We start from the raw sequence: 13,097 nt of genomic DNA, 5'->3' as shown, positions 1-13,097 counted from the left end.
CTTGCGGGTTCTCTACGGCAGCTTGGATGCTTTGCGTACTTTCGACGCCAAACTGTCATATTGAATCGCTAGTCTCTGGTGCCTGAACCTATACAAAGTTTCAGCGGAAATGACGGAATTGAAAGTTCCACAGGAAGCGCTGTGCCGGGAACTGGTAGAGGGCAGCCCCCGGATCAGGCGCTATCTCAGTCGCCACGTCGCGGATGCCAGCGAGGCGGCGGACTTTTACCAGGAATCCATCACCCGGGTGCTGGAACAGGCCCGCGAGCAACCAATCCGCAACCCGGTGGCCTACGCCATCCGCGTGGCGCGCAACCTGATTATCAACCGCCCAGCCCCCAGCCATGATGGCGAGCGGGAAATTGCCTGTCCCCGCCCTTCACCGGAGGAGAATGCCAGCAGCGCCCAGCGGGTGGCGCTGCTGACCCGGGCGCTGGAATCCATGCCACCCCTGCGCCGCTCCGTGTTTATCCGCCGGCGCCTGCACGGCGACAGCCGCGCGGCCATCGCGCGGGAACTGGGAATCAGCGAGGAGGCGGTAAAAAAACATATCAGCCGCGCCCTCTGTGACCTGCAGCGCCTGCTGGATGGAGACTTGTGAAAGTGACCGGGCGAGCTGAACTGGAAGCGATTTACTCGGATGCGGCGGACTGGTTGGAGCGGTTGTCCGACGGAAAGCTGGATACTCTCAGCGCCCGCCGTTTCGAAAACTGGCTCAACGCCGATGCGCGCCACGGGCAGTTGCTGGAGCGCATGCTGCAGACCTGGTGCGATCCGGATCTGACCGAGGCGGCGCGCAGGGCCGGGCTGCCGCGGACAGGCGTTCGCCGGCTGACCCACTGGGGCGGCGCCCTGGCGGCGGCCGCCTGCCTGCTGGTGGCGCTGCTGCTGTGGCTGCCCCGTGGCGAAAACCCGCTGTCGGCGCTGCATCTCGAAACGCCGGTGGCGGAACTGCGCCAGGTCGAGCTGCAGGACGGCTCTGTGCTGGAAATGGCCGCGGCCAGCGAACTGGAAGTGCGCCTGGGAGAGCGCCGCCGCCGGATCAGCCTGCTGCGCGGCGCGGCCTATTTCGATGTCGCCGGGGACAAGCGGCGCCCCTTCGAGGTGCGCATCGACGACGCCAGCGTGGTGGCCCTGGGCACAGAGTTCAATATCGAAAGGTTCTCCACCGGTATCGACGTGACTGTGCACGAGGGCAGGGTGGAGGTGCGCGCGAATGACGGAGCCGAGCCGCTGATACTGAGTGCCGGCGAACGGGTGCGCATTGATCGTCGGGGGATATCTCCGATCGAATCGGTGGACCTCCAGCGCCTGGTGGACTGGCGCTCCGGCTGGATAGAAATCCGCGACGAATCCCTCGCTTTCCTGCTGGAGCATTTCTCCCGCCACAGTCCCGATCCGATAGAAGTGGCGGACGAGCGCCTGGCCGGGCTGCGTGTCGCCGGGCGTTTTCGCCTGGCGGACACGGATGCAAACCTGGCCCTGCTGAGCCGCCTCTATCCGCTACAGGTGGAGCACCGGGACGGGCGCATCCTGGTGCGGCATTCGCCGCATTGAACCGGGGCGCCGGCAATGCCAAAACTGCGCGCCCCGGCTCTTCGAACAATGCTGTGCACTCTCCTGTTGCTGTCGGCGAGCGCCAATGCCGCAGATGGCCACTATTTTTCCCTGCCCGCCCAGTCACTGGCGGAATCCCTGGCGGACTACTCCCGCACCGTCGGCCAGGCGGTGGTGTTCGATCCGCGGCAGGCGGAGGGGTTGCGCGCGCCGGCACTGGAGGGAAAATTTTCCGGTGACGGAGCGCTGCGCCACCTGCTGGCGGATACACCGCTCGCCGCAGAGCGGCTGGGGGAGGGCTGGCTGGTAGCGCCGCGCATGGACTCCCCGGCGCAGGAGCCGAAAGCCATTGCTCCGGACAGCATCGAGGAAGTACAGGTCACCGGCAATTACCGCGATGCCCTGGGCGCGGCCGCAGAGAAGAAGCGCCAGGCGAACCGGCGCCTGGATATTGTGCTCGCCGAGGACATGGGCAAATTCCCCGCACTGAATGTGGCCGAGGCGATAAGCCGCGGCGCCGGCGTCTCGGTGGTGCGCGACCGCGGCGAGGCGCTGTTCATCAGCCTGCGCGGCCTGCCGACCCAATTCAACGACCTGACCCTCAACGGTCGCCCCCTGGCGAGCAACGAGAATGTGCGCACCTCGGAGCAGTACGGCCGGCGCTTCCATTACAGCATATTGCCCGCGGAACTGGTGGGGGGGGTCGAAGTGCGCAAGTCCACCACCGCCGCCGATCCCTCCGGGGCCATCGGCGGCAGTGTCAACCTGCGCAGCTTCCGGCCGTTGGACACGTCACCGGCCGGAACTGCGCTCAGTGGCAGCGCCGCCGTCGGCCACTCACCGCTGTCCGGGAGCGGGGACCCGCGCCTCTCGGCGATCGGCTCCTGGGTCAACAGCGATGAAAGTTTTGGGTTGCTGCTGGGCGCCGCCTATGCGGAGCGCAGTCTGCGCCAGGACCGCGCACTCAATTTCCGCTGGAGCCAACTGGAGGACGGGGCCATTTCCCCGGGCGGTGTGCGCCCCACCCTGGAGCTGGAGCAGAGCGAGCGCCTCGGCGTCAGCGCCGCGGCGCAGTGGCGGCCGGACGAGAATACCCGGCTGGATGTGGATCTGCTGGATTTGCGCCGGGACACCGACTACCGGGAGTTCAGCTACAGCGCCGACTACGGGCCGGAATCCCTGGAGAAAGGCAGCCTGCAGTGGCGCGGCGATGCCCTGGTCGGCGGCGAGACAAAAAGTGGATCCGTGCAGGTAGGTCGCGAATCCGCCGGCCTCGCCGATCGCCTGCAGGCGCTGGGTTTCAATTTCGAGCGCGAGCGGGGCGACTGGCGCTACCGCACCGGCGCGGCCCTGTCCCGCGCGCGCAGCTACAACAGCGATCCCATTGTACGCACCCGCCTGCGCCGGGACGGGGATGTCAATTTCAGTTTCTGGTATCCGCAGAGCGGCGGCTCCGCATTACCACATATCGACTATCACAACCTGTCGCTGGCGGACCCGGACGCCTTTCCCGGGCGGCGGCTGGAATGGCGGCGGATCGACGCCCGCGACGAAAGCGCGGTCGCGGAGCTGGATGTGGAGCGATATCTCGCCGGAGGATTTTTCGAGAGTCTGGAGGGCGGCATCTACTGGCGCTACCGGACGCGGGACTACCGGCGCCGGGATGCGGTGATTACCGAGGGCATTGCCGGCGAGTATTTTCCCGCGGACTTTTTCCTGCCGCTGCCGGTGGATGACTTTCTCGAAGACAGCGCTGGCCTGCCGCAGCAGTGGCTGGTACCCGATGAGAGACTTTTCTGGCAGTCGGTGGATACCACAGCGCTGGCGGCGACCGGGCCCAGCGCAGGCGATCTGCTCAATTCCTACCGGGTGGCGGAGGCAAGCCGGGCCCTCTTTACGCAGGCCAATTTCCACATGGGGCCCTGGCGGGGCAACCTGGGGGTGAGACTTGTGCACAGCGCCCGCCGCGCCTCGGGCCACTGGCCTGGAGTGGACGGCGGCGTCGAGCCGGTGCGTTTCGACAACAGCGCTGCAATTCCGCTGCCGTCACTGAATCTCGCCTTCGAAATGGACAGCGGGCGCCTCTGGCGCTTTGCGGCGGCCCGGGTGATCAACCGTCCGGACCTGCAGGACCTGGCTCCCCGGCTGACCCTCAATTCGGGTGACGCGCGAACGGCGGTGGGCGGAAACCCCGAGTTGAAGCCGGTCACCGGCTGGCAGTACGACGCCGCCCTCGAGTGGTATTTTTCCCCCGGGGGCCTGTTGAGTCTGGGGTTGTTCCACACCGAGCTGGATGGATTTATCCAGACGGACACCTCCACCGTTTCCATCGGCGGCGACGACTACGAGCTCACCACCAGGAACAACGGTGGCAGCGCCCGGGCCAGCGGACTGGAACTGGACTACCAGCAGCTGTTTTCGCAATTGCCCGGGCCCTGGAATGGCCTCGGACTCCAGGCAAATTTTGCCCTGACGGATTCGCACGCCGAATATCGCCAGGACGGCAACACCCTAGAAGACCAACTGGCGGATGTGGCACCGAGAACGCTCAACCTGGGTATTTTTTACGAGGTCCCGGGCTTGGCTGTCCGCCTGCACTACAACTGGCGCGACCGGGTTCTGAAACAGGTGGGCACCTACAGCCAGGCGGCGCAGGACAGCGAGCCCTTCGGTACCCTCGATGCCCATGTCTCCATCGCCCTCGGCGAGAAAATAAGTTTCTTCGCCGAGGGTATCAATCTCACCGGCGCCGCGGAGCAGGAGTCGGTGGCCGGTGGTGAGTTCGCCGGCTACAGCTACTACGGCCGCACCTTGATAGTGGGAATAAAAGCCAATTTTTGATTCAGGTTAGAAATCCCGCGCGATAAAACCGACCCTGTCCAGCTCGTCCCCGGAGCGGCCGTAGGCACCGATAAAGCCCTTGCCTGCCGGGGCGGTAAAGGTCTTGCAGTTGCCCGTCTGACTGCCGCCGGCAATGCCATTGCCCAGACTGGTCTCCAGCGCCAGGTAGAAAATGCGCGTGTGGCCGTTGTGCTTTTCCTGGCAGGCGGTAATCGTGTCGATGGTTTCACCCTGCGCCAGGACCAGTGTCTGCAGGCTGCCGCCGGAGCCGCCGTGAGCCAGCTGCTGGCCGTCTGCATAGCTGAATGCCAGTCGGTCCACGCGGCTGCCCGCGCGCAGGCTGACTGCGGTCGGTAGCGGATAGCCGCTTGCGTCGAGGGCGACCAGGTCGTTGAAGAAATTGCCGTGGGGGCCGCCGAGCGTGTCGGTCAGGTGCAGGCCATCGACGATCGAGTAATTGAAATAGGCAGCCACCGGGTCGTGGTCCGAGAGCTCCGCGCCCGCTTCGTCGACAAAATGCGAGGGTACAAAGGCATCGCTGAGAGACAGGCTCACCGCCGGCCCGCTGCGGTAGAGAATCTTGTCCACCCGCTCGCAGTTGCCACTGTTTTTGTCCGCGCAGTCGAGCAGTGCCGGCTCGCCGCCCTGCGGGTAGATGCCGCCGCGGGACTGTTCCACCCACACGTCGGAAAAACCGGCGGCGATATATTCGTGCAGCCTGTCAGGTTCGCGGGTGTAGCGGGAATTGGTATCGCCGGCGACGATCACCGCGTGGCCGCTGGAGCGGGTTTCTATGGTGTCCAGCAGCTGCAGCAGGTTGCTGGCGCGGGCGCTGTTGGAATTGTCGTCCGTGTTGGCGTCGGCGTGCAGGTTGTACACATCCACTACGGCGCCGCCCTCCAGGAACATCCGCGAAAAGGAAAATCCCTTGGGAGTGAGGCAGTCGCTGCCGCTGTCGAAGACGCCGTAGCAGTCGTCCCACTTGGTGCGTTCGAAGTCGGTGACATCGGCGAAGGCAAAGCGGTTCATGCCGTCGCCGAAGGCGATATCGCCGGAGTGGGGCGACTGGTAGCTGTGCTGGACCTGGCTCACCAGGTCGTCGTGATAGCTGAAATCCTCCTGCACCAGCACTATGTCGTAGTCGTTGAGCAGCGGGCTGATCTTTACGGTGTTGGTGGCTGGATTGCCGGAACTGAAGGCGTCCGGCAGGCCGGCCACATTGTAGGTCAGCAGGCTGAGCTGACCGTTGGCCAGTGCCTGGCCGCTGAGTGCCAGCGCGGCGATTGTTGCCAAAATCTTTTTCACGATTCTTCTCCTCCGATAGTGATGCCTGCGGATTGCAGGTATAGGGAAGAGGCTTTGAGTGGCGTCGCGGGGACAGATTTTTCGGTGAATTTATTTTGGCAGTTTGGTGACTGCCAAAATTTCCGGTTTCCCATGTAGGAGCGGCGTTGGCCGCGATCGATGGTGGTTTATTCCACAGACCGATCGCGGCCAACGGCCGCTCCTACAGTTTCTTGCGCTTACGAGCGCAACTGCCCCCAGGGGCCGGTTATCGCCAGGGTCATGCCGGGCCTTTGGATATTGACGAACAGGGTGGAGCCGTCCGGTGAGAAACAGGCGCCGCAGAATTCGCCCTTGTCCGGGTGGGCGTTCATGGCCAGGGTGTAGAGTTTCCCCTGTGGTGTCAGGCCGCGGATATAGTTGACCATATCCGGGCTGTCGGAATAGCTGTCCTCGCAGATGATCAGGTCGCCCCAGGGCGCTATGGCCAGGTTGTCGCAGGACTCCATCAGCGCGCGGTCGCGGGTTTCGTAGACCAGCTGCAGTTCTCCCGGCGTTTCGTTGCCGCTGCCCTCGTGGCGGCCGGGGCGGTAGCGCCATATCTGGCCGATATGCTTGGGGCCGCCGCCGGTGGCGGCGAAGAAGATTTCCCGGCGTCCGTCGGCGCGCATCGCAAAGGCCACACCCTCGCAACGGCAGAAGCGCGCCGCGCCTTTTGCGGCACCGCGCAGGCTCAGGTCGCCATCCGGGGAGGTGACCTCCTCCAGGTCCATCCACTCGCAGGCGAAGCGCTGGCCGATTTCCACCGGGCGGGCGTCGGGATTTTGTGCATCCTCCGCCCAGTTACGGGTGAGCGCCCGCGGCCAGTCGCGGATCACCAGCGCCTGCAGCTTGCCGCCCTTTACCAGCTCTCCCGGCTGTGCGGGCAGGAAGCGATAGAAGAGCGCCTGGTCGAAATCCTCGGTGAGATAGACGATGCCGTTGCTGCTGTCCACCGCGGCGGCCTCGTGCACGAAGCGGCCCATTTCCTTCAGCGGCACCGGCTCCACCAGTCCCTCGGCGACGGCCGGCACCTCGAAGATATAGCCGTGTTCGCGGCCGAAACCGAGTTCAGGGCCGGCCAGGCTCTCCTCGCAGCTGAGCCAGGATCCCCAGGGTGTGGCGCCGCCGGCGCAGTTGCGGGTGGTGCCCAGCAGGCTGAGGTGCGAGCGCTCCACGCGGCCGGTTTTGTGGCTGTAGAGCAGGGTGCTGGTGCCACCGTTGACCGGCAGTTCGCCTTGATAGAAGTCGAAGGCCTTTTTGCCCAGCTTTTTCGCCCGCGACAAATCGTTCTGGAAGGGGCCTGTCTCCTCGCCCACGGAATCCAGCTCGTGGTTGCGCACCAGCAGGCACTGGTCTCTTTTCCCGGGCACCGGGAAGGCGGCCATGCCGTCGGGTGCGCTGGGGGTGGTGAGGCCGTCGGACATCAGATCGCCGCTGCGGGAAATGATTTTGTAACTGAAGCCCTGGGGCAGGTTGAGTATGCCGTGCGGATCCCGGTAGAGCTGGCCGAAGCGGTCGACACCGCGCTGGGGGTCCACCGCGTATACCTGGGCGAGAGTGGAAAAGCTGGACAGGCCGCCGAAGGCCATTGCAGCGGCGCCCGCGTTGCGCAGGAAGTGCCGGCGGGATAGGGTCATGGTCGGTTCTCCCAATAAAAAATCAAGGTAACTACTCGCCCCCGTTGCCCGTAAGAGAAGCCGGCAGCAGCGCCTTCGCACCAAACGCCGGCATCCTTTTTCGAGTCCCGAGTCCCGAGTCCCGAGTCCCGACGGGGCGAGTAGCCAGGATCGGTTATCAATAATCGACCCGCGCCCCCAGCACGAAAGTGCGGCCGTAGTCGGTATAGCTGCGGAACTCGTCGCCGTCGACAAACAGCTGCTGCACCTCGTTGGTGATATTGATGCCTTCCGCAAATACAGAAACAGCTTCGTTTATATCATAGGAGGCGCTGAAGTCGAGAGAGCCGAACTCGGCGTTGTTCTCGGTGGCCAGGCTGTTGGTGCCTATTTGGTTGAGCACCCCGTCGCGCCAGCTGTAGCTGAAACGCAGCGCCAGGCCGTCTCTTTCGTAGAAGGCGGTCAGGTTGTAGCTGTTCTTGGCTACATCCGCCAGCTCGCCCTCGATACGCTCGTCGCCGTCCACGTACACCGCGCTGGAATCGGTATAGGTATAGTTGGCCTGCACACCGAGGCCGTCGAAGGGGGCGGGCAGTTGCTGGAATATCTGCTGGTAGGCGAGTTCCAGGCCGGAGACATCGGCGTTGGAGCCATTCACCCTGGAGGTGAGCAGGTAGGTCTCGCCGTTGAACTCCAGATCGGACACCTGGGTCTGGATAAAGGTGGAGATATCCTTGTAGAAGACGCCGGCGGTCAGCGCCGTGCCCTCCCGTGGATACCACTCCAGGGCGGCGTCGTACTGCCAGGCCTCGAAGGGCTCCAGGTTGGGGTTGCCGCCGCTGGCGGTGAGGATGTCACCAGAATTGAAGGTCAGGCGCGGGGCCATGTCCTGCAGGTCCGGGCGGGTGATCACCTTGGCGGCGGCGATGCGGCTGACCAGGTTTTCGCGGATATCCAGGGCGAAGTTGAGCGACGGCAGCACATCGGTGTAGTCGCTGGTAAAGCGCACCGGCGTCGTCTCGCCGTCGACGGTGGCGTGGCCGGAGGACTTCTGTTCCGTCTGCGCCACGCGCAGGCCGATATTGCCGCGCAGGGGTATTTCTCCCAGCAGACTGTCCATATTCAGCATGGCGTAGGCGGAGCGGATACTCTCTTCGATGCGATAGGAGTTGCGCAGGTCGCCGGAAGTGAGTTCCGCGGCCAGTTCCGCGGCGCCGGGCCAGTCGCTCCAGAAGCGGGACTCGTCGGGTACCAGCCACACCTGCGGCAGTTGGCCTGAGGCGTCGCCGAGGAAATCACTCACCGGGAAATCGGTAAAGTAACTCTCGTCGAAGGTGACTCCCTCTATGCCGTCGTAGAGGCGCAGGTCGCGGCGGGAATAATCCCGCGAGCGCTCGCGCAGCTTGAGGCCGGTGGCGAATTCGCTGAAGCCGGCTAAGTTGATTTCGCGGCTGGCGTCCAGCTGGAAGGACTGCTCCTCGTCCTCCGCGCGTATCGTGCGCCACTCGAGGCGGCGGCCGGGCCACTGGCCTGGATCGTTCAGGTCCGCATCGGTGTAGTTGATCGAGGGCACTGAGTCGCCGTTCACTTTCGGAAACAGGAAATCGAAGCCGATGCCGCTGGTGACGCGGAAGCGGGTGCGGCGAATCGGGTCGGCGTCCTCGCTGGCGGCGGAGGAGTGGAAGAGGTCGCTGGACAGGGTCCACTGGTCCAGTTGCCACTCGGCGTTCAGGCCTATGGCCAGGTTTTCGTCGTGAATGCCGGAGCTCTCGCGGCCTATCTGCACGGAACCATCCTGCGTGGTACCGCCGACCAGGGCGCCGTCGCGGATCACCGCGGAACCCGGCACCAGGTTTTCGTAGTCGTAGTCGGCGCTGTAGGTGAACTCGTCGTACTGCACCTCCTGGTTCACGTAGAGGATATCCAGGTTGATATCCAGATTGTCGCTGGGGCGCCACTGCAGCGCGGTGGACAGGCCCAGGCGCTCGCGGTCCTCCAGCTCCAGGGTCGGGCGAATGCCGCCGGGAGTGATCACAGGGCCGCTGTCCAGGGTGCCGTCGCCGTCGGTGTCGATACCTTCGGGTACTTCGGTCCAGCCGAAATTGATCGACCTGTCCTGCCGCAGACTGCGCTCGGCGTAGGCGCTGGAGACCAGCAGGCCGAAAGTCTCGTCGTCATTGACCCAGTTGGCCAGGCCCGACAGGCGCGGGTCTGTCTGGTCGGCCAGCTCCGCGTGGCTGGCGCGGGTGGAGGCGGTGAACTTGGTCTCGCCCAGGTCCAGCGGGCGGAAGGTTTTCACGTTCACCGTGCCGCCGATGGCCCCCTCGTCCAGCGCGGCGGTGGGGCTCTTGATCACCTCCACGGCGGACACCAGCTCCGCGGGCAGTGTGTCGAAACGGAACTGGCGGCCGAACTGGCCCGAGGTGCGCACATTCTCGTTGACCGCCATGGTGCGGCCGTTCAGGGTGGTCACCTGGAAGTTGGAGCCCAGGCCGCGTACGCGCACATAGACCCCCTCGCCGCGGTCGCGCACTATCGAGACGCCGGTCACCCGCTGCAGCGCCTCGGCGATATTCTGCGCGGGGAACTGGCCGATATCCTCGGCGACGATGGCATCGGTCACGCTTGGGGCATTGCGCTTGGCGTCTATGGCGGACTGCAGGCTGTGGCCGTAGCTGCCGACGACCACTATCTCCTCCAGTTCGCCGAGGTTTTCCTGGGCAACGGTCGAGGCTGTCCCACCGATCGAAATGGCGCCGATCAGCGCGGACAGGGCTTTCTTGCGGTAACTTGAGAGTGTCATTTTTCCCCCGATAAATTTTTCTGGCGTTGATGGTTTGTGTCTGTAGACAGCCAGCTAAGAGGGGGAAGAGAGGGGGAAGGGGACAAAAGTAATTTTATTTTTTCTGCAGACTGCAAATGCCCGGTATCTTAATAATTTCGTAACGGTCAGGTGGCTTAATGTCGGGCTTTTGCGCTTACTGTTTTGGCCAGGGCAGCCACAGGCTGATCTGCAGGCCGCCGCCGGGGCGGTTGTGCAGCTGGATATGACCGCCGTGGGCGTCGACGATTTCCCGACACAATGCCAGGCCCAGGCCCACGCCCTGGGGCTTTGTGGAGTAGAAGGGCAGCAGCGCCTGTTGCAGTACCTTTTCGCTCATGCCGCAGCCGCGGTCGCGCACTATCAGTTCCTGGCCGCGGGTGTCTGCGCTGATCTGCAGTTCCGTGTGCTCGGCATCGCTGCCGGCCTCGGCGGCGTTCTTGAACAGGTTCAGCAGGGCCTGTTCTATCTGTACCGGGTCGAAATGGCCGGGGCGGCTGGGTAAGGCGTCCTGGAGGGTGAACTGGTGCAGCGGCGCTATGCGGTCGATCAGCTGCTGCCACTGCACCGTCTCGCAGCTGGGCGCTGGCAGCTTGGCGAAGCGCGCGTAGCCCTGGGTGAATTCGGTCAGGTGCCGGCAGCGCTCGGCGATAATGTCGAACACCTTTTCCAGCGCTTCGGACTTGTCGGGCTGTTGAATCAACAGCTTACCGCTGTGGGCCATCGAGGATATAGGGGCCAGGGAGTTGTTCAGCTCGTGGCTGATCAGGCGGATGACTTTCTTCCACACCTGGACTTCGGCGCGGGTCAGCTCCCGGGTCATTTCGCGGATGACGATCAGCCGGTGCCGCTGGGCATTGAGTACAAAGGTGCTGTTGGCGATATGCATTGTCTGGGTGTTGTCGCCATCGCTGTAGCTGAACAGGCCGTCCTCTTTTTTTGCTATGGCATCGGCCAGTTCCTGCGGGCAACTGGGCAGCAAGCGCTCCAGTGTCAGGCCCTGGATCGGCTTGCCACGGTTCAGCAGGTGCCGCGCGCTGCTGTTGGCATAGATGATATGGTCGCCCTGGTCCACCAGCAGCAGCGACTGGGGCGAACTCTGGATCACGGTATCCAGCAGCAGCTCGCGCTGATAGATATGCGCCCGCTCGCGACGCAGTATCTCGCCCACCTCGTTATAGAGCCTGGTCAGCTGGCCCAGCTGGTCGCCGCGTTTCGTCGCCAGCGAAATTGAGAAGTCGCCGTCGCGGAAATTCAGCAGCCCGCTCTCCAGCGCATTCAGTGTGCGATTGAGGGGGCGGGTCACGAAGCGCAGCAGGAGCAACACCGCGGGCAGCGCCAGCAACAGGCCACCGGTCCAGGCCAGGCGGGGGGCGATGTCGAAATGCAGAAGGGCAAAGGGAAAGCTGACGCCGACAGCGACAGCCAGCAGCGAAGCGGCGATGATCCGGCCTTCGAGGGAGAACTGCTTAAACATCAATAGGGAATACCGTATTTATCCAGGCGGCGGTAGAGCGCCTGTCTGCTCATGCCGAGTTCCCGTGCGGCCTGGGCGATAACGCCGTTGCAGCCAGCCAGTGTCTGCTCCAGCAGTTCGCGGCTGGGCTCGAAGCTGACCTCCACCCTGTCGGCCCTGTCAGTGCCGGGCTGCGCCGGCAGCGCCAGAGTCTCTTCGTCGATGGTGTCGGACTGGCAGAGCACCGCGGCTCTCTGCATGGTGTTCTGCAGCTCGCGCACATTGCCCGGCCAGCGGTAGCGCATCAGTGTCGTCTGTGCCTGGGGCGACAGTTGTTTGCTCTCGCCGACGCCATGGCCGAGGAAGCTGCGGGCTAAAGGAAGGATATCCTCCTGCCTGTCACACAGCGGCGGCAGCTTCAGTTCGATCACGTTCAGGCGGTAGAAAAGATCCTGGCGAAAATTGCCCTCGGCTATCTGCTGTGGCAGGTCGCTGTTGGTGGCGCTGATTACGCGCACCTTGACCTTGCGGGTCTGGCTGCTGCCGAGGCGCTGGAACTCGCCCGTCTGCAGTACGCGCAGCAGTTTTACCTGGCCACTGGCGGACAGCTCGCCGATTTCGTCCAGGAACAGGGTGCCGCCGTCGGCCGCTTCGAAGCGCCCCTGGCGGGTGCGGTTGCCGGCCCCGGTGTAGGCCCCCGGCTCGGCGCCGAACAGCTCCGCCTCCATCAACTCCTCCGGCAGGGCGCCCACGTTCACCTTGATATAGGGGCCGTCCTTGAGAGTGGAGTTGGCCTGCACAATATCGGCGATCTTTTCCTTGCCGGCGCCGTTGGGGCCGGTGATCAGCACCGGTACATCGGACCTGGCCACCTGGGTGGCCATCTCCAGCAGTTTCTGCATGGCGTCGCTGCGGTAGACAATGTTTTGCAGGTCGAAATTCTGGCGCAGCTGCTGCCGCGCCTGCAGGGCCTGTTGCTGGGATTTGCGCTGCTGCTCCTGCAGCTCGCTCAGTTCCAGCAGGTTTTTTACCGTGGAGATCAGTTTGTTGTCATCCCAGGGCTTGCCGATATAGTCGGCCGCGCCGGCCTTGACCAGCTCCACCGCCATCTCCAGCTGGGTCCAGGCGGTGAGCAGTATTACCGGCAGGTCCGGGTTGATTTCCCGGATCGCAAAGAACAGCTCGCGTCCCTCCTCGCCGGAGGTGGTGTCCGCGGTGAAGTTCATATCCTGGATGACCAGGCTGATATCCGGGTGTTCGCGCAGCAACTGCAGGCCTGCGGGTGGGGTGACCGCGCTGACGGTTTCAATCCGATGCAGGGACAACAACAGCTCCAGGGCGGAGATGATGCCCTGGTTGTCGTCGATGATCAGTACCTTGTCCATAATCAGTACCGCTGTTGGTTTTCGCTGGGCATTATGCACCCAAAGTCGGGTGCAGAAACAGGGGGCGGAAAGAAGGGAACCCGGTGTAACCTTGC

Annotated in this window: 8 protein-coding genes; 3 read left to right on the top strand and 5 right to left on the bottom strand. The window is 64.0% G+C overall.

Features of this window, described 5'->3' with window-relative positions; genetic code table 11:
- Positions 1 to 109: 109 nt before the first annotated feature.
- From AC6R19_RS02385 to AC6R19_RS02375, 3 genes are read left to right on the top strand one after another with little or no spacing between them, the layout of a single operon-like run.
- Positions 110 to 601: an RNA polymerase sigma factor gene (locus tag AC6R19_RS02385; protein ID WP_500577881.1), complete on the top strand. Its 492-nt coding sequence runs from the start codon at positions 110 to 112 to the stop codon at positions 599 to 601.
- Between the two features lie 2 nt (positions 602 to 603).
- A complete protein-coding gene (locus AC6R19_RS02380; RefSeq protein WP_500577880.1) occupies positions 604 to 1,557 on the top strand; it encodes a FecR family protein in 954 nt (317 codons plus the stop codon).
- A 15-nt stretch (positions 1,558 to 1,572) separates the two neighbouring features.
- Entirely contained in the window at positions 1,573 to 4,398 is a 2,826-nt protein-coding gene (locus tag AC6R19_RS02375; RefSeq protein WP_500577879.1) for a TonB-dependent receptor, read from the top strand.
- A gap of 6 nt (positions 4,399 to 4,404) precedes the next feature.
- On the opposite strand, the gene AC6R19_RS02370 is transcribed toward AC6R19_RS02375, so the two are convergent.
- From AC6R19_RS02370 to AC6R19_RS02350, 5 genes are all read right to left on the bottom strand, one after another.
- Positions 4,405 to 5,703 carry a jacalin-like lectin gene (locus tag AC6R19_RS02370; RefSeq protein ID WP_500577878.1) on the bottom strand — a complete coding sequence of 433 codons (1,299 nt, stop codon included), beginning with the start codon at positions 5,701 to 5,703 and terminating at the stop codon, positions 4,405 to 4,407.
- Between the two features lie 218 nt (positions 5,704 to 5,921).
- Entirely contained in the window at positions 5,922 to 7,361 is a 1,440-nt protein-coding gene (locus AC6R19_RS02365) for an alkaline phosphatase PhoX (RefSeq protein WP_500577877.1), read from the bottom strand.
- A gap of 157 nt (positions 7,362 to 7,518) precedes the next feature.
- Positions 7,519 to 10,143 carry a TonB-dependent receptor gene (locus AC6R19_RS02360; RefSeq protein ID WP_500577876.1) on the bottom strand — a complete coding sequence of 875 codons (2,625 nt, stop codon included), beginning with the start codon at positions 10,141 to 10,143 and terminating at the stop codon, positions 7,519 to 7,521.
- Between the two features lie 175 nt (positions 10,144 to 10,318).
- The gene (locus AC6R19_RS02355; RefSeq protein ID WP_500577875.1) at positions 10,319 to 11,638 is read right to left on the bottom strand and encodes a sensor histidine kinase; all 1,320 of its coding nucleotides are present in this window, start codon (positions 11,636 to 11,638) and stop codon (positions 10,319 to 10,321) included.
- The gene (locus tag AC6R19_RS02350) at positions 11,638 to 13,002 is read right to left on the bottom strand and encodes a sigma-54-dependent transcriptional regulator (protein ID WP_500577874.1); all 1,365 of its coding nucleotides are present in this window, start codon (positions 13,000 to 13,002) and stop codon (positions 11,638 to 11,640) included. Before AC6R19_RS02350 ends, AC6R19_RS02355 begins: the two co-directional genes overlap by 1 nt.
- Between the last annotated feature and the right edge of the window lie 95 nt (positions 13,003 to 13,097).

The organism is Microbulbifer sp. SE14, from assembly GCF_059834885.1.
The sequence above is the reverse complement of the archived record's forward strand: the minus strand, read 5'-3'. Positions and strand labels throughout refer to the sequence as shown.

Excerpts from the sequence above, each read along its gene's own strand:
- AC6R19_RS02350 (WP_500577874.1), bottom strand. The coding sequence starts at position 13,002 with ATGGACAAGGTACTGATCATCGACGACAACCAGGGCATCATCTCCGCC.
- AC6R19_RS02375 (WP_500577879.1), top strand. The coding sequence starts at position 1,573 with ATGCCAAAACTGCGCGCCCCGGCTCTTCGAACAATGCTGTGCACTCTC.
- AC6R19_RS02365 (WP_500577877.1), bottom strand. The coding sequence starts at position 7,361 with ATGACCCTATCCCGCCGGCACTTCCTGCGCAACGCGGGCGCCGCTGCA.
- AC6R19_RS02385 (WP_500577881.1), top strand. The coding sequence starts at position 110 with ATGACGGAATTGAAAGTTCCACAGGAAGCGCTGTGCCGGGAACTGGTA.
- AC6R19_RS02360 (WP_500577876.1), bottom strand. The coding sequence starts at position 10,143 with ATGACACTCTCAAGTTACCGCAAGAAAGCCCTGTCCGCGCTGATCGGC.
- AC6R19_RS02355 (WP_500577875.1), bottom strand. The coding sequence starts at position 11,638 with ATGTTTAAGCAGTTCTCCCTCGAAGGCCGGATCATCGCCGCTTCGCTG.